The organism is Okibacterium endophyticum (assembly GCF_054780075.1).
This window is the reverse complement of sequence record NZ_BAAGXA010000005.1, coordinates 224,934-248,824: the sequence shown is the minus strand read 5'-3', so window position 1 is coordinate 248,824 and position 23,891 is coordinate 224,934. Positions and strand designations below refer to the sequence as shown.

Here is a 23,891-nt window from a genome sequence, read left to right as displayed (position 1 = left end):
CCCCAATTCTGGCACGCGCGTTCAGGCCGCTGAGTTCACTCCGCGGCGCGGACGTCGTCTTGAACCGCTCTCAGGTGAGCACGAAGCGCGCGCTCCGGATCGAGCCCGCGTCGCCTCGCTGCCGCGACGAGATCAAAGAGGTGCCGTCCGAGCTCGGCCTCGTCTGTGACATCCGCGAGACCGGCCACGTGGGGATCTGGCCGGAGGTCGATGCCCGCGCGCCCCGCACGGCCGATGATCTTGTCTGCGAGCACAAGCGCGGGCAGTCCCTGTGGCACGCCGTCGAGCACACTGCGCCGTTCCGATTTCTCCGAGGCCTTCGCCGCGCTCCAGAGCCTCAGCACGTCTTCGACCGTCGGTGCGTCTTCTCCATCGAAGACGTGCGGATGCCTGCGCACCAGCTTCTCGTTCGTCGCACGTGCCACGTCGTCGAGGTCGAAGTCCTCACCCGCGGTGCGTCGCGCTATCTCAGCGTGGAACACCACCTGGAGCAGCACGTCGCCGAGCTCCTCGAGCATAACCGCGATGTCACCGGTCTCGATCGCGTCGACCAGTTCGTAGCACTCTTCGACGAGATAGGTCACGAGGGACCGGTGGCTCATCGTCTGACTCCAGACGCACCTGTCGAGCACGGCGCTCATCGACGACGCCAGCACCCGCATCTGTGTGAGTGCCGGGAGTGCATCGTCACCGTCTGGAACGGGCCGCACAGGTCCGCCGACGCTCATCGTGATCCTCTCATCGATGCCGCCGATCGGAACGGACTGTTCGACCTGCTTGTCGTTCATCGGCCAACCCCCTCTGAGCGTACGACCACACTAGGCGATGACGAACGGCAGAACACGAAGACCATAGACTGGAACACGGTGAGCCGGGAAGTCTGGTCGGCATTCGTTGTTCTCTGCCCTATTCCGAGGAGGCCGCATGGCCGAACACGCACGCCCGCCCGCCGAGACGACCGAGGTGTTCAGCCGGGGAAGCTACCGCGAAACGGTGCGCATCGGCGCGATCCTGCGCAAAGAGACCGTCGGGGGCGCGCTCCTCGTCGGTGCGGCCGTCATCGCGATTCTCTGGGCGAACTCACCCTGGGCGGACGGTTATTTCGCGCTGCGCGACTTCGAGATCGGTTATGAGCCGTGGCATCTCAGGCTGAGCCTCGGGCAGTGGGCGTCTGACGGTCTTCTCGCGATCTTCTTCTTTCTCGTCGGACTCGAGCTCAAACGCGAGTTCGTGGCCGGCGATCTGCGACAGCCCGGCAAGGCGATAGTCCCCGTCGCCGCGGCGTTCGGCGGTGTGCTGGTCCCCGCTCTCATCTATGTCGCGATCAACCTGGCATCGCCGGAATCCCTGCACGGGTGGGCGATCCCCACAGCTACAGATATCGCATTCGCGGTTGCCGTTCTCGCGATCATCGGATCGCATCTCCCGAGCGCGTTGCGGATCTTCCTGCTGACGCTCGCTGTTGTGGACGATCTGATTGCGATCGTGATCATCGCCGTCTTCTACGCGAGCGGTGTCGAGATCGTGCCGCTTCTTCTCACGCTCATCCCGATTCTGATCTACGCGGTGCTCGCGCAGAGGTTCCGTCGGTTCTTCGGAAAACACCCCGCCGCCGCCTGGCTCGTCCTGCTACCCCTCGGGCTGCTCGCCTGGGGTCTGCTCCACGCTTCCGGGATCCACGCCACGATCGCCGGAGTGGTGCTCGGATTCTGCATCCCTGTCGTCCGCAGCCAGGCATCAGGAGGTCCCGACGCCGGGCCTGGTCTCGCCGAGATCTTCGAGCACCGGTTCCGCCCTCTGTCGACGGGGTTCGCAGTGCCGGTCTTCGCGTTCTTCGCGGCAGGGGTCGCGATCGGCGGCGTCGACGGCTTTATGTCCGCGATCGCAGACCCCGTGATGATCGGCATCCTTGCCGGCCTGGTTGCCGGAAAACCCCTCGGCATCCTGCTGGCCACGTGGCTCATCACCCGTTTCAGGCATGCCCACCTCGATTCGTCGTTCGGATGGATCGATGTCCTGGGCGTCGGCATCCTGGCCGGAATCGGGTTCACCGTCTCTCTGCTGGTCGCCGAGCTCAGTTTCGAGCACGGCAGCACACATGCGGACCATGCGAAGGTGGCGATCTTCACCGCGTCAGTGATCGCGGCGCTGCTCGCCGCGATCATCCTGCGGGTGCGGAATCGGCATTACCGCCGCATCGAGCAAGAAGAACACGTCGATCGCGATGCAGACGGCGTTCCAGACGTCTATGAGGACCGAACCGCCGAGTAGCTCCGTGATCCGGGGTCGATCGAGAGCGGTCAGCGGCCTACTCTGAAAAAATGGAGGCTACGGAATCGCAGTCGGCAGCACGCACAGGGGTTCACCGTTGGGTCTTCTGGCCGGCAGCCGTCGTCATCGTCGTGTTCGTGGCGTACGCCATGCTGATGCCAGACGTCGCCAAAGAGATGTTCCAAGAGATTCAGAACGGAATCGTCGGCGCGTTCAACTGGTATTACGTGCTCATCGCCGCGTTCTTCGTGGTGTTCTCGCTCTGGCTCGGGTTCAGCCGCTACGGCAACATCAAACTCGGCAAAGACGACGATGAGCCCGACTTCTCCGTTGGATCCTGGTTCGCACTGCTCTTCGCAGCGGGTATGGGAATCGGGCTCGTCTTCTATGGCGTCAGCGAGCCGCTCAGTCACTTCGCCAACCCGCGCCCCGGTGTGACCGGCACTGAGAACGAACTCGCGCAGCGGGCGCTCTCGCAGACGTTCCTGCACTGGGGGGTGCACGCCTGGTCGATCTATGTGGTCATCGGACTGGCCCTCGCCTATGCCATCCACCGGCGCAAGCGCCCGATCTCGATCCGCTGGACGCTCGAGCCGCTGCTCGGCCGTCGCGTCATCGGCGGATGGGGCAACGTCATCGACGTCGTCGCCCTCGTCGGCACCGTGTTCGGCGTTGCGACCAGCCTCGGGCTCGGTGTGCTGCAGATCAGCTCAGGACTCGAAAGCGCGGGCATCATCGAGGCGACACAGGTCGGCGAGATCATCATCATCGCCGTGATCACGGTTGCCGTGCTGGCGTCGGTGCTCTCCGGTCTGGAGCGTGGCATCAAGTGGCTGTCGAACATCAACCTGACACTGGCCGGCGCAATCGTGCTGTTCATCCTGATCGTCGGCCCGACGCAGTTCCTGCTTCGCGATTTCGTGCAGGCGATCGGCAACTATCTGCAGGACTTCATCGGTCTCTCATTCACCGTCGGCGCCTACACGGGTGCCGCCGGCGAGGCCTGGCAGGCCGACTGGACGACGTTCTATTGGGGCTGGTGGATCTCGTGGGCGCCCTTCGTCGGCATCTTCATCGCGAGGATCTCGAAGGGCCGAACGGTCAGGCAGTTCGTCGCCGGCGTCATCCTCGTTCCCACCATGATGACGTTCCTCTGGTTCTCGGTGCTCGGCGGAACAGCTCTCTACTCTGAGCTCGCCGGGCCAGGGGGGCTTGTCGCCCAAGACGGCAGTGTCGATGTCACCGGAGCGCTGTTCCAGATGCTCGCTCAGCTTCCCGCCGGCGCCGTGCTCACCGTCGGGGCGATCATCCTGATCGCCCTCTTCTTCGTGACCTCGGCGGACTCCGGTTCACTCGTGATGAGCATGATCGCCACGGGCGGCGACGTGGAACCGCGCAGGTGGATCCGTGTCTTCTTCGTCGCCGTGACCGCGCTGCTCGCGACGTCGCTCCTGCTGGCAGGCGGGCTCGAGGCGCTCCAGACAGCCGCCATCATCATCGCCCTTCCGTTCAGCGTGGTGATGCTGATGATCTGCTGGTCGACGGTTCGCGCATTCGGCAGGGAGCACCGTGCATACGAGCGCGCTCGGCGAGCGCAGTTCGTGGACCGCATCGGTGAGCACTACGGACTCGAGACCGACGACATCCCCGTTCGCCAGACGGTGAAGAACCCCCTGAGCGCCGCTCTCGGCCTTGTGCGCAGGCCCCGCTCCCGCGCAGGACCGGCGGATGGAACATCCGCAGGAACGGTCGAGGCGCCAGAGACCTCTGAAGCGCCGGACCCCTGAAGCGCCGGGGAGCTCAGCGGATGCATCAGAAGAGCCGAATCGCTGACCGGGCAGGGCACTGCTGTCGCCTGCACACCCGCCATGCGATCAGCCCGCCGTCGCCGTCGCTTGTTCCTGTTTCACCGGAAAGAGCGCATCGAGCAACTGACCCACCCAGGCGATCAGATCGGCATCCGACGGTGTCTCTCCGTCGGCCCTCGGCAGGGGGATGACGATGGCGTTCGCCTGCGCAAGGTATCTGCCGTTCGGGTACATCCGTCGCAGCCGTGCCTGCAGGGAGTCAGGCAGGTTCGCGGGAGCCACTCGAAGGTTGCTCCCCATGGCGACGACCTCGGCAAGGCCGGCTCGCTGGGCTCGCTGGCGGAGGCGTGACACCGCCACGAGGTTCTTCACGCGCTCGGGCAGCTCACCGTAGCGATCTGTCAGCTCATCGATGACCAGGTCGACCTGATCGTCTGAGGCAGACGGCGCCGCTGCGGCGGAGAGCTTCTGATATGCCTCGAGACGCAGCCTCTCACTGTCCACATAGTCGTCTGGGATGTGGGCGTCGACGGGGAGCTCGAGCCGAAGCTCGGTCTGCCCCTCTGCCACGTCTCCCTTGAAGGTCGAGACCGCTTCGCCGATCATCCGCAGGTACAGGTCGAAGCCGACTCCCGCGATGTGCCCAGCCTGTTCACCGCCGAGCAGGTTTCCCGCGCCACGGATCTCGAGGTCTTTCAGCGCGACCTGCATACCGCTGCCGAGTTCGTTGTTCGCGGCGATCGTCTCAAGCCGGTCGTGTGCCGTCTCTGAAAGCGGCTTGTTGCCGTCGTACAGAAAATAGGCATACGCGCGCTCGCGGCCTCGACCGACGCGCCCGCGCAGCTGATGCAGCTGGCTGAGACCGTACTTGTCTGCGCGGTCGATGATGATGGTGTTCGCGTTCTGGATGTCGAGACCGGTCTCGATGATCGTTGTGCAGACGAGAACATCGAATCTGCGTTCCCAGAAATCGACGACGACCTGCTCGAGCGCGGCCTCTGACAGCTGCCCGTGTGCGATCGCCACACGAGCCTCCGGCACGAGTTCGGCGAGTTGCGACGCTATGCGGTTGATGCTCGACACACGATTGTGCACAAAGAAGATCTGGCCCTCGCGCAGAAGCTCGCGCCGGATGGCCGCGGCCACCTGCTTGTCGTTGTACGGCCCGACGAAGCTGAGGATCGGATGCCGTTCCTCGGGAGGTGTGGCGAGCGTCGACATCTCCCTGATGCCCGTCACGGCCATCTCGAGCGTCCGAGGGATCGGGGTCGCGCTCATGGCGAGCACGTCGACGTTCGTCTTCAGCTTTTTGAGGGCGTCCTTGTGCTCGACGCCGAAACGCTGTTCCTCATCGACGATCACGAGGCCGAGATCTTTGAAGCGCACTCCCCCGGTCAGCAGCCGGTGTGTTCCGATGACAACGTCCACCGTGCCTCGTTCGAGGCCGTCGAGGGTTTCGCGCGCTTCTTTGTCTGACTGGAACCGGCTGAGGGCGCGCAGGTGCACGGGGAACCCCGCGAACCGTTCCTGGAACGTCTCGAAGTGCTGTTTGACCAGAAGCGTGGTCGGCACGAGCATCACCACCTGCTTGCCGTCCTGCACGGCCTTGAACGCCGCCCTGATCGCGACCTCGGTCTTTCCGAAGCCGACATCTCCAGACAGCAGGCGGTCCATCGGGATCGGCCGCTCCATGTCGGCTTTGACCTCGTCGATCGTCGTCAGCTGGTCGGGAGTCTCCGCGAAGGGGAAGGCGTCTTCGAGCTCACGCTGCCAGGGGGTGTCCGGGCCGAATGCGTGTCCCTTCGAGGCCATGCGCGCGGAATACAGCTTCACCAGTTCGACGGCGATGTCGCGCACGGCCTTGCGAGCCCTGCCCTTCGCCTGGGACCAGTCGCTCCCGCCCATCTTGGAGAGCTGAGGGGATTCGCCGCCGACGTACCTGCTCAGCAGGTCGAGCTGATCGGTCGGCACAAGAAGCTTGTCTCCCGGGTATCCCCTCTTCGACGGAGCGTATTCGAGCACAAGGTATTCGCGTTTCGTTTTGACGGCATTGCGCCCCCCGCTCGACACCTCGCGCTGAGTCAGCTCGATGAACCTGCCGATCCCGTGGGTCTGGTGCACCACGTAGTCGCCTGCCTTGAGCTGCAGCGGATCGACGACGTTCTTGCGTCGCGACGCGAGCTTCTTCACCAGGCGGGAGTCGTAACCGACCGTGCGACCGTAGAACTCGCTCTCGCTGACGAGGGCGAGCTTCGCCTCCGGCAGCTCGAACCCCTGCTCGACCGCCGCCTGCATCAGGTACGCCATGGCCGGCTCCGGATGCTCCGGAAACTCGTCGACGACCCTCGCGGGCACCTCGTGCTCGGCGAGCACGTCGTGAGCGCGCTCCACAAGACCCGAGCCGCGCGCCACGATGGCGACGCTCCACCCCTCTTTCAGCCGCGAGGCGACGTGATCGATCGCGCCTTCGGTGTTGCCCTGGAAGCTCGGCACCGGCTCTGCGTCTATTCTCACGGTCACGAGGTCGTCGAGTTCGAGGTCCTCCGGCAGGATGTCCTCCGGCGCCTGCTGAAAGGTGCTCAGAGTCCACCACGGGTGGGCAGAGGCCTTCTCGCCCGGTGCCGTGAGTCGTGTGGCGTCACGCAGCTTCTGCAGGGTGACGAACTCGCCGCTCTCGAGGTCGATGGGCGCTTGCGCACCTGCCGTCGCCGCACTCCAGGCCGCCTGCAGAAACTCGCGGTTCGTCTCGGCGAGGCTCACGGCGCGTGTGGCGACGCGCTCTGGAGACATCACCGCGACGGCGGCGCCCTCTGGAAAGTAGTGGCTCACGGGCACAAGTCGTTCGAGCAGGGCCGGCGCGAGCGACTCCATCCCCTCGACGGAGATCCCGTTCGAGATCTTCTCGAGCATGCCGCTGAGACTCGGGAACTCGTGCACCATCTCGGCCGCCCGCTGACGCACGGAATCGCTCAGGAGCAGTTCGCGGCTCGGCGGCAGGGTGACGGATGCCTGCGGTTCGGGAAGCGAACGCTGGTCGGCCACCGAGAACACACGGATCTGCTCGACCTCGTCGCCGAAGAACTCGATGCGCAACGGATGCTCTGCCACAGGGGGGAACACATCGAGGATGCCGCCCCGCACAGCGAACTCGCCGCGCCGCGACACCATGTCGACGCGTGTGTACGCCAGCTGGACCAGCTCGTCCGCGATCCTGGAGAGGTCGTGCCCCCTGGCGCCAGCGATGAGTTCGATGGGCTCGATATCGGTCAGGTTGTCTGCGACCGGTTGAAGAGCGGCCCTCACAGAGGCGACGACGACGAGCGGACGCTCCCCGTTCCAGAGTTTCATGGCACGGAGGGCGGCGAGCCGCTTTCCGACGATCTCGGCGCTGGGGCTCAATCGCTCGTGGGGAAGGGTCTCCCAGGCCGGGAACTCGACGATCTCGGCATCGGGCAGAAAACCGGCGAGGCTCGACAGCACGCTTTCGGAATCGCGGCCGGTCGGGGTGACGATCACGGCTGCGGCCGGAAGGCCTGCGGCCTGCCTGGCGCCGATGAGCCCGGCGACCAGGGGAACCCGGAGGCCGTCTGTCACGGAGAAATCCGCATCGCGATCGGCGAATGCAAGGGCCCTATCGAATGTGGAGGCGCGCGAAAGCGCGGCGATGAAGCCCTGAAGTATCACCGGACAAGTCTACGCAACGCCGCTGACGCTCTGCCCAGATGGCGGCCGGGACGACTCAGCTGGGCGAGTGGTACTTCTGCTGCGCCGAGCCGAGCCCTTCGGTGGCGACGAGCTCGACGGCCTCAGCGGCGTCGGCGATGAGAACCGGAAGGTTCTCGCGCTCGCCCGTGGCGAAGTCATGGAGCACGTAGTCCGCCGGGTCCTGCCTGCCCGGCGGCCGGCCGATGCCGACACGTACCCTCGTGAAGTCCGGTGTGTCGATCGCCTTGGCGATGTCTCGCAGACCGTTGTGACCGCCGTGCCCGCCTCCCTGCTTCAGCCTGATGGTGTCGAAGGGGATGTCGAGTTCGTCATGCACGACGATGAGGCGCGACGGCTCGGCGGAGTAGAACGACAGCAGCGCCGCGACCGGTCCCCCCGAGACGTTCATATAGCTGTTCGGCTTCGCGAGCACAAGCTTCGGGCCGCCGGGCCTCAGGAATCCTTCGGCAACCTGCGCCTGTGCCCGGTGGCTCTTGAACGAGGCGCCGAGCCGGCGTGCGAGGTCTGAGACCACCATCTGGCCCACGTTGTGCCGGTTGCCTGCGTATCGGGATCCCGGGTTGCCGAGCCCGACCACGACCCAGGTGTCCACGGCCATCCGGGGCTCCTCTCTGCGGCCGAAGAGCCGCCTGAACGCATTGAAGCCTGCCGAACTCGCCATCCCCTCAGGGTAATGCGAGCTCGACAGGCTTGCGATGAATCGGTGTTACCCGGCGGATTCTTCTTCTGTTGACTCCTCGCCCGCGGCCTCGTCGCCCTCAGCGCGGCCAGACGGAACGACGACGTGCACGATCAGCAGGTCTTCCTCGCTGATGAGCGATGCGCCGGCCGGAAGCGCGACGTCCTTGGCGAGCACCTGGGCACCCTCTTCTGCACCCTCGATGTTGACGACCACGTTCTCGGGGATGTGAGTCGCCTCGACCTCGAGAAGCAGTGAGTTCGTCTCGAGCATCGCGATGGTGCCGCTGAACGATTCGCCCTCGAGGTGAACGGGCACCTCGACCTGGACCTTCTCGCCTTTGGTCACGACGATCAGGTCGATGTGCTCGATGATCTGGCGCACGGGGTCACGCTGCACGTCTTTCACAAGAGCGAGCTCGCGGCGACCCTCGATGTCGAGCTCGAGCACGGCGTTCGCCTTGCGGATGATGAGCATGGTCTGGTGGCCGGGAAGCGACACATGCACCGGATCGGTGCCGTGACCATAGATCACGGCGGGGATGAGTCCCTTGGCGCGGAGCTTGCGCGCCGCGCCCTTGCCGAAGCTTTCTCGCAGTGACACTGCAAGTTTGTTGTCGTCTGCCATGATGTCTCCTCTGCGGGCGCAGGCCCGATGATTGGTCTCGGTTGCCCATTGGCAAGCCGAACGATCTGTTATTCAACTCGAACGCATGTCAGCGTGAGGAAAAGCCTGTGCTCGCCCACCGCGTCGATCACGGATGCAACGGTTGCCCGGTCATCCCTCGCCGAAGTTCAACGACAGAGTCTACCCCACGTGCGCCCTGCTCGGCTCACGGCCGTGATCACGCGGGCTTGGTCGCCTTCCCGTCGAGCCAGAGTGTGTCTGACTCGTCACGATGCGTCCCCGTCGTCCCGACGAACGTCGCGTCGATCTCCGGGCCTTTTCTGATCACGTGCACAAGCGCCATTCCATGGCCGCGCCCGAGTTCGTAATCCGACCTGAGCCACTCGAGAATGACGCCGGCCTTCACAGACGGGTCGTCGTACCCCTTGCTTTTCGCGATGTCGACGAGCTGACGTGGCGTGAGCCCCGTTTTGTCTTCGATGGTGTCGAGATAGGCCTGAAATGACATGTTCTTCCTTTCGTCGTCAGAGGACACCCGCCCGCACGGCCTCGACGGCCCGCCTCACGATCTCTCTGATCGGTCGGCCGATGTCGACGACGACGCCGGGCTCGTCCGGCTCGAGCCCTTCGAGTGTGTCGAGCTGCGATGCGAGCAGGCTCTCGGGCATAAAATGCCCGCTTCGTCCCTCGAGGCGCGCAGAGAGCACCGCGGCGTCGCCGGAGAGGTGAATGAAGACGCACGTCGGGTCGTTCTCTCGGATGATGTCCCGATAGGCACGCCGGAGTGCGGAGCACGCGACAACAAGGCCGTGCTCCCCTGCGCCGGCCATCGTCCGTCCGACGGCAGCAAGCCAGGGCGCACGGTCTTCGTCGTCGAGAGCCTCGCCCGCGGCCATCTTCTCGATATTGACGAGAGGATGAAGCGAATCGCCATCGATGAACGGAACGTCGAGCTCGGCCGCGATCAGGGCGCCGATCGTGCTCTTTCCCGACCCCGAAACGCCCATCACAACAAGGTGTGGTGAACGCGCATCGTCTGCTGTGGCGGGCATACAACGAATCTAGCGGAGTGTGCTCGCCCGGGACACCGGCATCCGTGTGCTTCCGGAGCAGCGCTGGAACCTGTTCGATCCGTCGGTCATCCGCTGGCGGCTCGCGTCGCCGGCGAGGGGAACGGAGCACGTGTGTGCGAACGCTACGCTTGAGAACATTCCCTGACAACCGATGCGCCGCCGTGCGGAAGTGGCGCGACTAGGAGGAGAAGTGGCGCAGCAAGCCCAAGCGAACATCGGCGTCGTCGGTATGGCGGTGATGGGCTCGAACCTCGCGAGAAACCTGGCGAGCAGAGAGGGAAACACGGTTGCGATCTACAATCGCTCCCCCGAACGCACCCGAGGTGTCGTCGACGCTCATCCCGAAGCGGGTTTCGTGGCGTCGGAGGCCATCGAGGACTTCGTCGCCTCGCTCACCACCCCGCGTACCGCGATCATCATGGTTCAGGCCGGAGCGGGAACAGACGCCGTCATCACCCAGCTGAGCGAGCTGTTCGAACCCGGGGACATCATCGTCGACGGCGGGAACGCGCTCTTCACAGACACCATCCGCCGCGAGAAGGCCGTGCGCGAGAAGGGCATCCACTTCGTCGGCGCCGGCATCTCGGGCGGCGAAGAGGGTGCTCTCAAGGGACCGAGCATCATGCCGGGCGGATCAGCGGAGTCCTACGAGACTCTGGGTCCGATTCTGGAGTCCATCGCCGCCGTCGCCGAGGGAGAACCCTGCGTCACGCACGTGGGGACGGACGGCGCGGGGCACTTCGTCAAGATGATCCACAACGGCATCGAGTATGCCGACATGCAGCTCATCGCCGAGGCTTATGATCTGCTTCGCCAGGCCACGGGCATGAGCCCGGCAGAGATCGCAGACGTCTTCACCGAGTGGAACAAGGGAGAACTCGAGTCGTACCTCATCGAGATCACGGCCGAGGTGCTCAGGCAGGTCGATGCGAAGACGGGCAAGCCCTTCGTCGACATCGTTCTCGATCAGGCGGGCTCGAAGGGCACCGGCGTCTGGACCGTGCAGAACGCGCTCGACCTCGGTGTTCCGGTGTCCGGTATCGCCGAAGCCGTCTTCGCCCGCAGCCTGTCGTCGAAGCCGGCGCAGCGCGCAGCCGCGACGAACCTTCCCGGACCCGATTCCCCGTGGAGCGTCTCTGACAAGGCAGCCTTCGTCGAAGACGTCAGGCGCGCCCTGTACGCGTCGAAGATCATCGCCTATTCGCAGGGCTTCGACGCGATCGTCGCCGGTGCGGAACAGTTCGGCTGGGATATCGAGAAGGGCGATATCGCGAAGATCTGGCGTGGCGGCTGCATCATTCGCGCGCAGTTCCTCAACCGCATCACTGAAGCGTATGCAGAAGACCCCGGTCTTGTCGCCCTCGTGACGGCGCCGTACTTTCGCAGTGCGGTTGCCGGCGCACAGGACTCCTGGCGCCGAGTCGTCGCGGGTGCTGCCCAGTCCGGCATCCCCACTCCTGCGTTCTCGTCGTCGCTTGCCTACTACGACGGGCTGCGCGCCGAACGGCTCCCGGCAGCGCTCGTGCAGGGTCAGCGCGACTTCTTCGGGGCGCACACCTACAAGCGCGTTGATGCGGAAGGCACCTTCCACACGCTCTGGTCGGGTGACCGCACCGAGATCGAGTCAGCAGGTTCAAGCCACTGAGCCTTCACATGGCTGAGCCTCCACATGGCTGAGCCTTCACACCGCTGAGCCTTCGCCGTGTGGGGGTTTCCGTCTGGCGTGGGAGTTGCGCCCGCCGCGCCCGACGGGAAACCCCGCACACCTCAAAGCTCACGACGACGACCCGGCGGCTGGCGCGTGGGCGCCGACGAGTGGATGCCGGCGGTTAAGCTGATCCTGTGAGAGGTTCGACGACGATGGCGGCACCGGCTGTGAGACCCACCGCGCTGAGCTGGAATCTGCTGCCGGCGATCCTGCTCGCGGCGTCGGCCGTCGCTCTCTTCGGACTGCACTGGCGCCCTGGCGGATACCTGGTGCTCGCCGCCGCACTCGTTGCGGCTCTCATCGTCGACAGGCGATTCGCACGTGATCTCGCGCTGATCGCATTCGGCCTCGTGACCATCAGCCTGGTGCCCGTCAACACCGATATCTCGTGGGACCACATGCTCGTGATGGGGGCCGCCCTCACCGTGGCCGTTGTGGTGCCCTACCTGGTTTCGCGATTCGGCTATCGTGATCACACCGTGCGCTTTCCCATCCTCGCCGGTCACAGATGGACGCGGCTCGAGAAGGGTTATCTGGTCGCTGTCGTGGTGCTCGGCTGGGTGATCCTGCCGGTGTACATGATCGGATCCGGTGTGTATGCGAACTGGCCGGCGGCATCCGATCTCAACACGCTCACACGGCTGTTCATCGGCACGAATGCGCTGGGAATCTGGGACGAGCTGTTCTTCATCTGCACCTGCTTCGCCCTGCTCAGACGGCACCTCGCCGATTGGCAGGCGAACATCGTCCAGGCTGTCCTGTTCACGAGCTTTCTCTGGGAGCTGGGCTTTCACGCGTGGGGTCCGCTGCTGATCTATCCGTTCGCGCTGGTGCAGGGCTGGATCTTCAAGCAGACGCGATCACTCACCTATGTCGTCTGTGTGCACCTGCTGTTCGATTTCGTTTTGTTCCTGGTGCTCGTCCATGCTCACAATCCCGCCTGGCTGCCCATCTTCGTGTACTGACCTTCCATGCGGTGACACACGGGTCCGGTCGACGGGGTCGAGACGATAACCCCACACCACTTGCCGTTTCGTCTCGGAACGGCACACTGGACGTATCGTCACGAACCAGCGTCGGGAGTTCCCATGCCAGAAGAAACATCACACGACCGCCAGTCCCAGACGGGACCGGTCCAAGACCAGCATTCTCAGCCCGATGACGAGAAGGTGCGCGGAATCCTGCAGCAGGAAGAGGCAGACCTCGCCGGTCACGACGAGAGTGAAGTCCTGTCTGCCCTTCGCCAGCGTTTCAACGACGCCGGAATCGCGATCTCAGAGGACGACCTGCTCGAGCACGCCCATCGCATCGCCCAGGCGGACCCGGGCACGTTCGCCGAGAAAAGCGGCTGAAGACCTGAGCCGCCTGTCGCACCGATCCTCAGGCAGCGCCGTCGAACATCGACGTGACAGACCCGTCGTCGAAGACCTCGTGGATCGCGCGCGCGATGAGCGGGGCGATGGGCAGCACCGTCAGCCGGTCCCATCTCTTCGACTCCGCGAGCGGGAGCGTGTCCGTGACGACGACCTCATCGATGAAATCGCTCTGCAGGAGCTCGGTTGCCGGGTCGCTGAAGACAGCGTGTGTGGCCGCGACGACGACGCCGATCGCGCCGGCGGCCTTGAGAGCCTCTGCCGCGCGGACGATCGTGCGCCCGGTGTCGATGAGGTCATCGACGAGAAGGCACACCCTGCCCTCGACCTCTCCGACGATCTCATGCACACTGACCTGGTTCGGAACAAGCGGGTCACGACGCTTGTGGATGATCGCGAGCGGTGCTCCGAGCTTGTCGCTCCAGATGTCGGCGACGCGCACCCGGCCCATGTCCGGTGACACAACGGTGAGCGATGTCGGGTCCAGCTTCTCTGTGAAGTGCTTGAGCAGAACCGGCATCGCGAACAGATGATCGACCGGGCCGTCGAAGAAACCCTGGATCTGGGCCGCATGCAGGTCGACAGACATGATCCGGTCGGCGCCCGCCGCCTTGAACAGATCTGCGACGAGGCGCGCAGAGATCGGCTCGCGCCCGCGGCCCTTCTTGTCTTGCCGGGCGTAGGGATAGAACGGCGCGACCACGGTGATCCGTTTCGCCGAGGCGCGCTTGAGCGCGTCGACCATGATCAGCTGTTCCATCAGCCACTCGTTGATCGGCGAGCAGTGGGACTGAATGACGAACGCGTCGCATCCGCGGACGCTCTCGTCGTATCGAGCGTAGATCTCGCCATTGGCGAACGTCCTGGCATCCGTCGGCACAAGCTCCGAACCGAGGTCCTCGGCGATGTCCTCGGCCAGTTTGGGGTGCGCACGCCCCGAAACCAGAACCAATCGTTTCTGACCCGTGATTTTAATGCCGGACACGTGCCCTGCTTTCTGCCGTCGCCGGCTCTACACTCATTGCTGTTCGTCGTTCGCCGAAGCGGCTGCGGCAGCCCCTGCCGCTGCGGTTCCCGGCCGATGTTCTTCGACCCATCCCGCCATATTGCGCTGGGGAGCTACAGTGATCGCCAACGCCCCGGCTGGGACATCCTTGCGAACAACGGTGCCCGCACCGGTATACGCGCCATCACCGATCCTAATCGGCGCGACGAAGACCCCGTGCGACCCGGTGCGCACGTGCGAACCGATGGTCGAACCGTGCTTCTTGACCCCGTCGTAGTTCGCGAAGATGCTTCCCGCCCCGATGTTCGAGCCCTCGCCGATCTCGGCGTCGCCCACATACGAGAGGTGCGGAACCTTGCTGCCCGCGCCGATGCGCGCGTTCTTCGTCTCGACGAAGGTGCCGATCTTGCCGTCCTCAGACAGGTGGGTTCCCGGTCTCAGGTACGAGAACGGGCCGACGGATGCCCGCGGGCCGATCACCGCAAGCGTCGCGTCGGTGCGCTTCACCTCGGCGTCCTCGCCGATCTCGCAGTCCACGAGCGTTGTGTCGGGGCCGACGACCGCCCCTTCCGCGATCACCGTCGCACCGAGAATCTGTGTGCCGGGCTTGATCGTCACGTCTCTGGCGATGCTGACGGTCGCGTCGATCCAGGTCGTGGCCGGGTCCTGAACGGTCACCCCCTCGAGCTGCCATCCCCTGATGATCATCGCGTTGAGCCGTGCCGCCTGGGCGCTCAGCTGTGCCCGGTCGTTGACGCCCTCGACGATCCACGGCCGGTCGACGGGGATCGCCGCGACGCTGTCGCCTGCCCGCCGGAGCAGGCCGATCACATCCGTCACGTACTTCTCGCCTTGGGCGTTGGCCGTCGTCAGCCCGGAAAGCTGTGCTCTGAGCGCAGCCGCCCCGAAGAGGTAGACACCCGCATTGACCTCGGTGACGGCCCGTTCGTCGTCTGACGAGTCCTTGTGCTCCACGATGTAGTCGAGATCGCCTGACTCACGGCGAATGACCCGGCCGTATCCGGTGGGGTCGTCGAGGACGGCGGAGAGGATCGTCGCTGAGACGCCTCCGGATCGGTGACGCTCTATGAGGCTCAGTAGCGTCTGCGCGTCGAGCAACGGGACGTCGCCGTTGATCACGAGCACGTCCCCCGTGAAGCCCGCGGGCAGGGCGTCCACAGCCTGCTCGACGGCGCGCCCGGTGCCAGGAACGTCGTCCTGATCGACGATGATGCTCCGCGGCAGTTCGCGCCTGATGACATCGACGAGCAGGTCTCGCTCGTGACGGACGACAGCGATCACGTGCTCGGCGTCGAGGGCCCGCGCGGTCGCGAGCACATGGCCGACGATCGGCACTCCGGCGATCGGGTGAAGCAGTTTCGGGGTCTTCGACTTCATGCGAGTGCCCTGCCCAGCGGCGAGGATCACGATCGCGAGGTGTGTATCGGTCACGGAACGCCCTTCGGTGATTCCGCAGCGATCCGCTGCGTGGTGGCCGCTCCGCCCCCAGGATTCGAACCTGGACCTCACAGCTCCAAAGGCTGCCGTGCTGCCGTTACACCAAGGCGGATCACGTGTTTGACGACGCGCAAGAGTTAAGTTTGCCAGATGCACGGGCCGGTTCGGTGCGAGAACGCCCGATGCGCGGCCGAACGACCCGCATCGCGCGATAATAAACGGATGCCGGAGAACAATGACGAGGTCGACCGCATCGTCGACGCGTGGGAGCGCGAGCGACCCGATCTCGTCTTCGCGCCTCTGCAGGTGCTGTCGCGAGTGGGTCGGCTCACCCGCCATCTCGAGAGGGCCAGGCGCACGGCTTTCACACGATCCCAGCTCGAGTCCTGGGAGTTCGACGTGCTCTCGGCGCTCAGGCGAGCGGGGAGCCCATACACGCTGAGCCCCAAGCAGTTGCTGCAGCAAACTCTGGTGTCGAGCGGCACCATGACGAATCGGATCGACAGACTCGTGTCGCGGGGGTTGGTTGAGCGGCGAACGGATCCGAACGACGGACGCGGCATTCTGGTGACGATGACGTCGAGCGGCTTGACCAGGGTCGATGCCGCGATCACCCGGCTGGTCGATGCCGAAGCGGAGCTGCTCGCGAGCCTGTCTTCGAGCGAACAAGAGCGCCTGGCCGGTCTGCTGCGCAAACTCAGCATCAGTTTCGACGACGAAACAGCCCCGTGAGACGTCGGTTTCGACAACGAAACAGCCCGGGAGATCGATGAGACAACACTGCAAGAAACGAGTTGTTACACAATGTTCACCTGACACTGAGATAAACGCGCTAAGCTGCACATGCAGTAGTTGTGTTACGCAGTGATATTTGACGCGCTGGTTCCACCCGGAGCCGGTGTATTTCCAAAGGGAGCGAACACCGCCTCGCGTGATTCCGACAGTCGGAATCACACATAACACTCCCCGGAGGAGAACACCATGGCAACAGGAACCGTCAAGTGGTTTAACGCAGAAAAAGGCTTCGGCTTCATCACCCCCGATGACGGAAGCGCCGATGTCTTCGCGCACTTCTCGGCTATCGCTTCGAGCGGATACCGTTCGCTCGACGAGAACCAGAAGGTCGAATTCGAGACCACTCAGGGCCCCAAGGGCCTGCAGGCTGAGAACATCCGCCCCCTCTGAATCTGACTCGTCAGATCTGAGTGCGCAGCTGTAGGACAGCACGCAACAACCTCCGCGATCCCCGCACCTGAACGGTGCGGGGATCGCGTTTTTCACAACAGCGACCGTCTGAGCGGCGGCGACGCCGAGACGGCATCCTCTGGCACGAGTCGCGGGTGTGCCAGAGGGGGCTGCGCACGCGCACAGAGTGTTGGCCAGCACGCGTGCTCGTCGAAGTCAGCACCCCTGCTCGTCGCTTGCCAGCACCCCTGCTCGTCGCTTGCCAGCACGCGTGCTCGGTGGTCAGCAGGCCAGAGGGGGTGTTCGGCGAGACGCGTTCAGCCTTCGAGGCTCTCCGAGAGCTCGAGCCATCTCGTTTCGAGTTCGGCGACCTCGTCCTGCAGGCGGCGCAGGTCGTCGTTCAGCTCGCCGATGCCGACGTAGTCGCTCTGGTCGTGCGTCGCGAGCTTCTCGTGCACGTCGACGATCTGCCCCTGGACCTTGGTGATACGCCGATCGACCGAGGCCAGGTCTTTCTGCGCAGAGCGCAGCGCAGCGCCGGACAGACTCCGTGCACCGGGCGCCTTGACCTGTCCTGTCTGAGGACTCGGGTTGGAATCGCTCTGTTGAGCACGTCTCAGGGCGAGGTATTCGTCAACTCCCCCCGGCAGATGACGCAGGTGCGCGTCGAGAACCGCGTATTGCTGGTCGGTGATGCGTTCGAGCAGATACCTGTCGTGGCTCACCACAAGAAGGGTTCCCGCGAACGAATCGAGAAGGTCTTCCATGGCCGCGAGCATGTCGGTGTCGAGATCGTTCGTCGGCTCGTCGAGGATCAGCACGTTCGGTTCGTCGAGCAGGATCAGCAGCAGCTGCAGTCGCCTCTTCTGCCCACCGCTCAGGTCCTTCACCCGCGTCGACAGCTGGGCGCTCGAGAACCCGAGTCTCTCGAGCAGCTGCCCGGGCGTGACCTCTTTGCCGCCGGCGACGTACGTCGTCTTCACGCGGCCGATGACCGTTCGCACGGGGTCGCTCCCGATCTCGTGCAGTTCGCGAAGCTGCTGGTCGAGGATGGCGATCTTCACGGTCTTTCCTCGCTTGACCCTGCCCTCGGTCGGCTCCACCGTTCCCGCGACGAGGCCGAGAAGGGTGGATTTTCCCGCACCGTTGACACCGAGAACACCCGTCCGCTCCCCCGGTGCGATTCTCCATTCGATGTCTCGGAGCACGGTGTGCTCACCACGCTCGCCGTCCTCCCGTGCCGGGTAGGTCACCGAGACGTCCAGCAGGTCGACGACGTCTTTGCCGAGGCGCTGCATGGCCATCGACGTCAGTGACACCGTGTCGCGGGGCGGCGGCTCGTTCTCGATCAGCTCGAAGGCCGCGTCCATCCTGAACTTCGGCTTGGACGTGCGAGCCGGGGCGCCGCGGCGCAGCCAGGCGAGCTCTTTGCGCATGAGGTTCTGACGCTTCGTCTCGCTCGCCGCCGCCATCCGGTCGCGCTCCACCCGTTGCAGGATGTATGCGGCGTATCCGCCCTCGAACGGTTCGATGATGCGGTCGTGCACCTCCCACGTCGCCGTGCACACCTCGTCGAGGAACCACCTGTCGTGTGTGACCACCATCAGCCCACCCGAAGACGCCGGCCACCTGGTTCTCAGATGACCGGCGAGCCAGGCGATCCCCTCCACATCGAGGTGGTTCGTCGGCTCGTCGAGAAAGAGCACGTCCCAGTCCCCGGCGAGCAGAGCGGCGAGCGCGACGCGGCGGCGTTGACCTCCCGAAAGCGAGCCGAGCCGCGCGTGCCAGTCGATGTCGGCGACGAGCCCGGCGAGAACGTCGCGCACACGAGCATCGCCTGCCCATTCGTGTTCATCGATGTCGCCCACGATGGTCTCGCCGACCCGTGCGTCGTCGTCGAGCTCGTCTCTCTGGTCGAGAACACCGATCGTCACGCCGCGGCGTCTCGTCACGCGCCCGTCGTCCGGCTCGAGCCGCCCGGCCAGCAATGAGAGCAGAGTCGATTTGCCGTCGCCGTTGCGTCCGACGACGCCGATGCGATCGCCCTCGTTGATGCCGATGGTGACCGAGTCGAAGACGACCCTGGTCGGGTATTCGAGGTGCAGCGCTTCAGCGCCGAGGAGATGTGCCACGTGTACCGAGGGTAGTCGAGCCAGACCGTTGTGCGAACCAGCCGGTTCGCACAACGGCGTCAGAAGGCCCGCCAGCTCCACTGCCCCGCGACGAGGGTTCCTGCAACCGGCATCGTTCGCAGCTCTGTCGCGGTCGACGGATCGGCGTCGAGCACGATGAGATCGGCACGGTCGCCCTCACGCAGCGAGGTTCGGCCCCTCGCAGACGCGGCGAGCGCGGTCTCGAGCCCGATCGATTGCTCGGGGTGCCACGCCTCGCGCCCGTCTCTCGCTCGCCCCACAGCTGCGTCGATCGCGATCCACGGGTCGAGAGGAGCAACAGGCGCATCGGATCCAAGCCGGATGGCTGCGCCGGATTCGACGAGTGAGCGATAGGCGAAAGCGCGGTCGGTGCGTCCCGCCCAATAGCGATCGGCGACATCCCTGTCGTCCATCGCGTGCTCCGGCTGAATGCTCGCCGTGACGCCCAGCTGCGCGAAACGCGGGATGTCTTCGGCCGTCACGAGCTGCGCATGCTCGATCGTTCCGGTTATGCCGAGATCGGCATAGGCGTCGAGCACAAGCGAATTGGCGCGGTCGCCGATCGCGTGCACAGCGAGTCCGAGCCCGGCATCGTCTGCCGCGCGCATCAACCCGCGCAGTTCGTCAGCAGGCACGCTCAGCACACCACACGCATCCGCACGGCCCTCGAGGCCAGGGTACGGGTCGACGCAGAATGCGGTGCGTGTGTTGAGCGAGCCGTCGACGACGATCTTCAGGGGCCCGACCGTGACGAGTCCGTCTGTGCCCTGCACAGCATCACCCGTTCGGCGCCCTGCCGCGACCGCCTGCTCGAGGTGCCACGGCCAGATAGCCGCCTCCACACGCAGAGGGGGAAATCCGGGCTCGAGCCGCGCCGGCCATTCTGCCAGGTTGTCGTCGGTCTCGAAATCGACGATGCCGACCACACCACGAGACGCAGCCGCCTGTGCCGCCTCGCGCAGAGCGGTGTCGCCGGGGTCTGGATGCAGCGCGTCGAGCCGGTTCAGCACGGGGATCCAGTCCCCCTCGCGCACGAGTCCGGTTGTGTCACGCGGAAGGCCGAACTGCGCGAGAGCTGCGCTGTTCAACCAGCCGCAGTGCAGGTCTCCGCTCACGAGCACAACCGCGACATCGGGCGCTATCGCGTCGAGCATCGCCGTCGAGGGTTCGTCCGGCCAGAGGCCGTCTCTGAACCCGTAGCCGAGAATCGCGCGACGCGACGCGCGCAGCAGGGCTGAGACGGTGTCGACCGCCTCTCGAGCCGACAGTGCCCACGTCAGATCGAGCCGGCGCCGCACGCCCGCATACTGGCGAAAATGCACGTGCGAATCCCAGAGGCCAGGGCGCAGGAATCGCCCGTCGAGCGCGACCTCGTGCCCCTCTGTCGCCGGCCCGGCCGCAGGCCCGATGCCGATGATGCGTCCGTCACGCACAGAGACGTCAACGGGATCGGAAGCGGATGTGAGCCTGGCGCCTGTGATCAGCATGGGCTCGTCCCGGGTGCTCACGACCGTCAGTCGCTCAGCAGCCTGGCACCGTGCACAGGACCGGTGACGCGCACAGCCCTGATGCCAGAGGCGTTGAGCGAGATCTGCAGGTCGAGAGCACTGTCGACGTCGGCGGCGAGAAGCGCCACGGTCGGGCCGGAACCAGAGACGATTCCCGCGAGTGCGCCGTTGGTCTCGCCGAGTTCGATGATCTTCGTGAGCTTCGGATGCATCTGCAACGCGGGTGCCTGAAGGTCGTTGTAGAGGCATTCGGCGAGCATCGCCGCGTCTCCGGCTCGCAGTGCCTGCAGCACATTGGCGTCGACCTGCGGTGCCGTTGTGGCCGGCGAGATGTCGAGCACGTGGCGTGCGCGGTGCTCATCGAGGCGTCGATAGACCGCGGGTGTCGGCATCCCGAACTCGGCGAGCGCGAGCACCCAATGGAACGTGCCCTTCGCGAGGGCAGGGCTCAGTTCGTCTCCCCTGCCCATTCCGATGGCCGTGCCTCCGACCAGCGCGAACGGCACATCGGCCCCGAGGCTCGCGGCGAGGCGCACGAGGTCGTCACGGCTGAGATTCGTGCCCCAGAGGGCGTCGCACGCGATGAGCGTTGCGGCAGCGTCAGCCGATCCACCGCCCATCCCCCCCGCGATCGGCACGTTCTTCTCGATCGAGAGATGCACACCGCCCTTGTATCCGGTCTTGCGCGCCAGGAGCTTCGCCGCTTTGATCGCGAGGTTCGACGAGTCCGTCTTGAGGTCTGCAGCATCGATCGGCCCGGTGAAACGAACGGTGAAGTCATCGGCGAGACGCGCTCGAACGTCTTCATAGAGCGACACCGCCTGGTATGCCGTCGCCACATCGTGATAACCGTCGTCTCCGACACTGCCGACGGCGAGAAAGACGTTGATCTTGCCCGGCGCCCTGGCATGAGCGACCTGGGCAGACGGAGAGAGCGACATACCTCTAAACCTAATGCAGGCCAGGCATCAGCCACATGACGCCGAGAACTCCTTCAGCATGGCCTTCGCATCGGCGAGCGTCGACTCGTCTGTGATCTTCGACAGCGTCAACGACACAGCGGACCTGCCGTTCTTGCTCGGTTGCACGGCGGCGAGCAATGCTCGGCCGTCGTCGAGGTTCCACCGGGCGTTGATGTGCTTTCCGCCGGTGTTCACGGCCACGGGATCAGAGCCGACCCCACTCGTCACCGACGCGATGGCGGCATCCAGCGCCGGTCTCTGCTCGAGTGGAACGGTGCGACTCACACTGACCTCGAAGGTGCCGTCTGCGCGCTGCCCGGGCTTGCGGCGCCCGATGTGCTGCTCGAAGTCGACGGTGATGCTCTGCGCCCACCAGCCGTCAACCCCGTGTTCGTCGACGAGCCATGACGCGGTCGCCGTATGCGACCAGGTCGCGGCTCCGCTGCTGCCCAGAAGCGAGCGCCACTGATCGCGGCTTCTGCCCGTGGCTTTCTCGACGGAGTCGTCACCGGCCTGCCTGTCACTCGCTGATACGGCCATGACCTCAGTCTGGCGCGCTCTGCCTCGCTATGGCAAGAAAGTCCGGCATCATCAGTGACTCGCCCCGTGCCGTCGGCGGAACACCCGCGCGTTCCATGGCCGCTGTCGCCGCCTCTGTGCCGTCGAGAACCTGGCCGAGCGATTGGCGCATCATCTTGCGCCTCTGCCCGAATGCCGCATCGACGAGGGCGAAGGTGCGCTTGCGCTCGGCCTCTGTCCCCGGCGCGACCTCGGAACGCTCGAAGCGGACGAGCACGGAATCGACGTTCGGCACGGGCCAGAAGACCTGACGGCTGACGTTGCCCGCGAGGTTCCAGTGGCCGTACCAGGCAGCCTTGACGCTCGGCCCGCCGTAGACCTTCGAGCCGGGCGAGGCCGCGAGCCGGTGACCCACCTCGGCCTGCACCATCACAACGCCCGACCTGATCGTCTCGAAGTGCTCGAGCAGGTGCAGCAGAACGGGAACAGAGATGTTGTAGGGCAGATTCGCGACAAGCTTCGTCGGGTCGCCGGGCAGGTCCGCGATTCGAAGCGCATCTTCGGCCCTCACCGTCAGCTGCGCACCCGGCTGCATGAGCTCGACGGTCTTCGGCAGCTGTGCGGCGAGGCGTCCGTCGATCTCGACGGCCGTGACGCGCGCTCCCACCTCGAGCAGCCCGAGTGTCAGCGAGCCCAGTCCGGGGCCGACCTCGACAACGTGCTCGCCCTCGGCGACGCGGGCCACACGCACGATCCTGCGCACGGTGTTCGCGTCGACGACGAAGTTCTGGCCCAGTTTCTTGGTGGGCTGCACACCGAGCAGGTCTGCGAGGTCACGGACCTCTGCCGGGCCGAGAAGGCTCACTCGGCGCCGTCTTCGAACGGATCGCGCTGCGAGGCGACGGGCTCGTCGTCCCAGCGCCCGTAGACATACTCGGTGTTCGACGTGATCTGGGCGGCGAGCATGGTGACATCCGTTTCAAGATACGCGGCGATGCCTCGCACCGTGTGCGGCAGCAGGTAGGGGGCGTTGGGGCGCCCGCGGTAGGGAACAGGGGCGAGGAACGGTGCATCGGTCTCGACGAGCAGCAGCGATCGAGGTGCCACCTCGAGGGCGTCTCGCAGGTTCTGCGCATTCTTGAACGTCGCGGTGCCGGCGAACGACATGTACCAGCCATTGCGCGCGCACGTGCGAGCGATCTCCATATCGCCAGAGAAGCAGTGGAACACCGTGCGCTCCGGCGCACCCACCCTGAGGAGCGTCTCGATCACCTCTGCATGGGCGTCGCGATCGTGGATCTGCAACGCGAGGCCATTCTGCTTCGCGATCTCGATGTGCGCCTCAAAGGATCTCTGCTGAGCCCCGCGCCCGTCTTCGCCGGTGCGATAGAAGTCCAGACCCGTTTCGCCCACCGCACGCACACGCGGTCTGGTGGCGAGCTCCGCGATCGCCGCCAGTGCGTCGTCGAGTTCTCCGCGTTCCTCGAGATCAGGCGTTTCGTTCGGGTGGATCGCCACCGCCGCGAGCATACGCGGTTCGACGGCTGCCGTCTCGGCACTCCACGTCGACGATTCGACATCGGTCCCCACCTGCACAACACCGTGCACGCCGACACTCGACGCTCGGTCGAGGTGCTCGCGGTAGTCCAGTTCGTCTTCGCCGGCATGCGGCCCGGTCGACCCGACAGTGGGGTCGAGGTGGGTGTGGTTGTCATACACCGGCACGAGCAGGGACTCGGGGAGCGGCGGATAACCCTGGCCACCGGTCCTGCGCTTGCCGAGAGGAGCGGAGTCGGTCATACCCTCGACGGTACCCCACTCGCCGGGGAACACGA

Annotated in this window: 22 protein-coding genes and 1 tRNA gene; 8 read left to right on the top strand and 15 right to left on the bottom strand. The window is 65.2% G+C overall.

From position 1 onward, the window contains the following. Positions 1–35 precede the first annotated feature (35 nt). Positions 36–788, bottom strand: a complete 753-nt coding sequence (locus tag ACYVF5_RS05335; RefSeq protein WP_460944085.1) for a nucleoside triphosphate pyrophosphohydrolase — start codon at positions 786–788, stop codon at positions 36–38. Between the two features lie 136 nt (positions 789–924). Between ACYVF5_RS05335 and nhaA the strand changes: the two genes are divergently transcribed. Both nhaA and ACYVF5_RS05325 read left to right on the top strand, forming a co-directional pair. Further along, positions 925–2,271: a Na+/H+ antiporter NhaA gene (nhaA, locus tag ACYVF5_RS05330; RefSeq protein WP_460944083.1), complete on the top strand. Its 1,347-nt coding sequence runs from the start codon at positions 925–927 to the stop codon at positions 2,269–2,271. Positions 2,272–2,321: 50 nt separating this feature from the next. After that, positions 2,322–4,058, top strand: a complete 1,737-nt coding sequence (locus tag ACYVF5_RS05325; RefSeq protein WP_460944081.1) for a BCCT family transporter — start codon at positions 2,322–2,324, stop codon at positions 4,056–4,058. A gap of 87 nt (positions 4,059–4,145) precedes the next feature. Here the strand turns inward: ACYVF5_RS05325 and mfd are convergent, their stop codons facing one another. The 5 genes from mfd to ACYVF5_RS05300 all read right to left on the bottom strand — a co-directional run bounded on the left by mfd (position 4,146) and on the right by ACYVF5_RS05300 (position 10,163). Beyond that, positions 4,146–7,763: a transcription-repair coupling factor gene (gene mfd, locus ACYVF5_RS05320; RefSeq protein ID WP_460944079.1), complete on the bottom strand. Its 3,618-nt coding sequence runs from the start codon at positions 7,761–7,763 to the stop codon at positions 4,146–4,148. A gap of 55 nt (positions 7,764–7,818) precedes the next feature. Next, positions 7,819–8,403 carry an aminoacyl-tRNA hydrolase gene (gene pth, locus ACYVF5_RS05315; protein ID WP_460945281.1) on the bottom strand — a complete coding sequence of 195 codons (585 nt, stop codon included), beginning with the start codon at positions 8,401–8,403 and terminating at the stop codon, positions 7,819–7,821. A 108-nt stretch (positions 8,404–8,511) separates the two neighbouring features. Continuing rightward, positions 8,512–9,111 (bottom strand): 50S ribosomal protein L25/general stress protein Ctc, encoded by a 600-nt coding sequence (locus tag ACYVF5_RS05310; protein ID WP_460944077.1) that lies wholly within the window; start codon positions 9,109–9,111, stop codon positions 8,512–8,514. 217 nt (positions 9,112–9,328) lie between these two features. Beyond that, a complete protein-coding gene (locus ACYVF5_RS05305) occupies positions 9,329–9,619 on the bottom strand; it encodes a DUF4287 domain-containing protein (RefSeq protein ID WP_460944075.1) in 291 nt (96 codons plus the stop codon). Between the two features lie 16 nt (positions 9,620–9,635). Continuing rightward, positions 9,636–10,163, bottom strand: a complete 528-nt coding sequence (locus ACYVF5_RS05300; protein ID WP_460944073.1) for a gluconokinase — start codon at positions 10,161–10,163, stop codon at positions 9,636–9,638. A gap of 19 nt (positions 10,164–10,182) precedes the next feature. Here ACYVF5_RS05300 and ACYVF5_RS05295 point away from each other — a divergent pair, with 19 nt between their 5' ends. The 4 genes from ACYVF5_RS05295 (at position 10,183) to ACYVF5_RS05280 (ending at position 13,244) form a co-directional block, all read left to right on the top strand. Then, entirely contained in the window at positions 10,183–10,329 is a 147-nt protein-coding gene (locus ACYVF5_RS05295) for a hypothetical protein (protein ID WP_460944071.1), read from the top strand. Between the two features lie 45 nt (positions 10,330–10,374). Continuing rightward, a complete protein-coding gene (gene gndA, locus ACYVF5_RS05290; protein ID WP_460944069.1) occupies positions 10,375–11,829 on the top strand; it encodes an NADP-dependent phosphogluconate dehydrogenase in 1,455 nt (484 codons plus the stop codon). Positions 11,830–12,044: 215 nt separating this feature from the next. After that, entirely contained in the window at positions 12,045–12,857 is an 813-nt protein-coding gene (locus tag ACYVF5_RS05285) for a CPBP family glutamic-type intramembrane protease (RefSeq protein WP_460945279.1), read from the top strand. Positions 12,858–12,980: 123 nt separating this feature from the next. Continuing rightward, on the top strand, positions 12,981–13,244 hold the full coding sequence (locus ACYVF5_RS05280) for a hypothetical protein (RefSeq protein WP_460944067.1): 264 nt from the start codon (positions 12,981–12,983) through the stop codon (positions 13,242–13,244). A gap of 28 nt (positions 13,245–13,272) precedes the next feature. Here the strand turns inward: ACYVF5_RS05280 and ACYVF5_RS05275 are convergent, their stop codons facing one another. The 3 genes from ACYVF5_RS05275 to ACYVF5_RS05265 form a co-directional block, all read right to left on the bottom strand. Beyond that, positions 13,273–14,250: a ribose-phosphate diphosphokinase gene (locus tag ACYVF5_RS05275; RefSeq protein ID WP_460944065.1), complete on the bottom strand. Its 978-nt coding sequence runs from the start codon at positions 14,248–14,250 to the stop codon at positions 13,273–13,275. A gap of 33 nt (positions 14,251–14,283) precedes the next feature. Continuing rightward, the gene (gene glmU / locus ACYVF5_RS05270) at positions 14,284–15,723 is read right to left on the bottom strand and encodes a bifunctional UDP-N-acetylglucosamine diphosphorylase/glucosamine-1-phosphate N-acetyltransferase GlmU (RefSeq protein WP_460944063.1); all 1,440 of its coding nucleotides are present in this window, start codon (positions 15,721–15,723) and stop codon (positions 14,284–14,286) included. 46 nt (positions 15,724–15,769) lie between these two features. Further along, positions 15,770–15,841, bottom strand: a tRNA-Gln gene (locus ACYVF5_RS05265). Between the two features lie 110 nt (positions 15,842–15,951). Between ACYVF5_RS05265 and ACYVF5_RS05260 the strand changes: the two genes are divergently transcribed. Then, the gene (locus ACYVF5_RS05260) at positions 15,952–16,461 is read left to right on the top strand and encodes a MarR family winged helix-turn-helix transcriptional regulator (RefSeq protein WP_460944061.1); all 510 of its coding nucleotides are present in this window, start codon (positions 15,952–15,954) and stop codon (positions 16,459–16,461) included. A gap of 249 nt (positions 16,462–16,710) precedes the next feature. After that, positions 16,711–16,914 carry a cold-shock protein gene (locus ACYVF5_RS05255; RefSeq protein ID WP_460944059.1) on the top strand — a complete coding sequence of 68 codons (204 nt, stop codon included), beginning with the start codon at positions 16,711–16,713 and terminating at the stop codon, positions 16,912–16,914. 317 nt (positions 16,915–17,231) lie between these two features. On the opposite strand, the gene ACYVF5_RS05250 is transcribed toward ACYVF5_RS05255, so the two are convergent. From ACYVF5_RS05250 to ACYVF5_RS05225, 6 genes are read right to left on the bottom strand one after another with little or no spacing between them, the layout of a single operon-like run. Beyond that, on the bottom strand, positions 17,232–19,046 hold the full coding sequence (locus ACYVF5_RS05250; protein ID WP_460944057.1) for an ABC-F family ATP-binding cassette domain-containing protein: 1,815 nt from the start codon (positions 19,044–19,046) through the stop codon (positions 17,232–17,234). Between the two features lie 59 nt (positions 19,047–19,105). Then, positions 19,106–20,575, bottom strand: coding sequence for an amidohydrolase (locus tag ACYVF5_RS05245; protein ID WP_460944055.1), 1,470 nt, complete (start codon positions 20,573–20,575; stop codon positions 19,106–19,108). Between the two features lie 5 nt (positions 20,576–20,580). Next, positions 20,581–21,516, bottom strand: coding sequence for a 4-(cytidine 5'-diphospho)-2-C-methyl-D-erythritol kinase (locus ACYVF5_RS05240; RefSeq protein WP_460944053.1), 936 nt, complete (start codon positions 21,514–21,516; stop codon positions 20,581–20,583). Positions 21,517–21,543: 27 nt separating this feature from the next. Further along, the gene (locus tag ACYVF5_RS05235) at positions 21,544–22,077 is read right to left on the bottom strand and encodes a hypothetical protein (RefSeq protein ID WP_460944051.1); all 534 of its coding nucleotides are present in this window, start codon (positions 22,075–22,077) and stop codon (positions 21,544–21,546) included. Positions 22,078–22,081: 4 nt separating this feature from the next. Then, positions 22,082–22,921, bottom strand: coding sequence for a 16S rRNA (adenine(1518)-N(6)/adenine(1519)-N(6))-dimethyltransferase RsmA (rsmA, locus tag ACYVF5_RS05230; protein WP_460944049.1), 840 nt, complete (start codon positions 22,919–22,921; stop codon positions 22,082–22,084). Next, on the bottom strand, positions 22,918–23,856 hold the full coding sequence (locus tag ACYVF5_RS05225) for a TatD family hydrolase (RefSeq protein WP_460944047.1): 939 nt from the start codon (positions 23,854–23,856) through the stop codon (positions 22,918–22,920). Before ACYVF5_RS05225 ends, rsmA begins: the two co-directional genes overlap by 4 nt. Positions 23,857–23,891: the final 35 nt, after the last annotated feature.

Coding starts and splice junctions, on each gene's coding strand:
- ACYVF5_RS05335 (WP_460944085.1), bottom strand. CDS start 788: ATGAACGACAAGCAGGTCGAACAGTCCGTTCCGATCGGCGGCATCGAT.
- nhaA (WP_460944083.1), top strand. CDS start 925: ATGGCCGAACACGCACGCCCGCCCGCCGAGACGACCGAGGTGTTCAGC.
- ACYVF5_RS05325 (WP_460944081.1), top strand. CDS start 2,322: ATGGAGGCTACGGAATCGCAGTCGGCAGCACGCACAGGGGTTCACCGT.
- pth (WP_460945281.1), bottom strand. CDS start 8,403: ATGGCCGTGGACACCTGGGTCGTGGTCGGGCTCGGCAACCCGGGATCC.
- ACYVF5_RS05310 (WP_460944077.1), bottom strand. CDS start 9,111: ATGGCAGACGACAACAAACTTGCAGTGTCACTGCGAGAAAGCTTCGGC.
- ACYVF5_RS05305 (WP_460944075.1), bottom strand. CDS start 9,619: ATGTCATTTCAGGCCTATCTCGACACCATCGAAGACAAAACGGGGCTC.
- ACYVF5_RS05300 (WP_460944073.1), bottom strand. CDS start 10,163: ATGCCCGCCACAGCAGACGATGCGCGTTCACCACACCTTGTTGTGATG.
- ACYVF5_RS05285 (WP_460945279.1), top strand. CDS start 12,045: ATGGCGGCACCGGCTGTGAGACCCACCGCGCTGAGCTGGAATCTGCTG.
- ACYVF5_RS05280 (WP_460944067.1), top strand. CDS start 12,981: ATGCCAGAAGAAACATCACACGACCGCCAGTCCCAGACGGGACCGGTC.
- ACYVF5_RS05260 (WP_460944061.1), top strand. CDS start 15,952: ATGCCGGAGAACAATGACGAGGTCGACCGCATCGTCGACGCGTGGGAG.
- ACYVF5_RS05255 (WP_460944059.1), top strand. CDS start 16,711: ATGGCAACAGGAACCGTCAAGTGGTTTAACGCAGAAAAAGGCTTCGGC.
- ACYVF5_RS05240 (WP_460944053.1), bottom strand. CDS start 21,516: ATGTCGCTCTCTCCGTCTGCCCAGGTCGCTCATGCCAGGGCGCCGGGC.
- ACYVF5_RS05235 (WP_460944051.1), bottom strand. CDS start 22,077: ATGGCCGTATCAGCGAGTGACAGGCAGGCCGGTGACGACTCCGTCGAG.
- ACYVF5_RS05225 (WP_460944047.1), bottom strand. CDS start 23,856: ATGACCGACTCCGCTCCTCTCGGCAAGCGCAGGACCGGTGGCCAGGGT.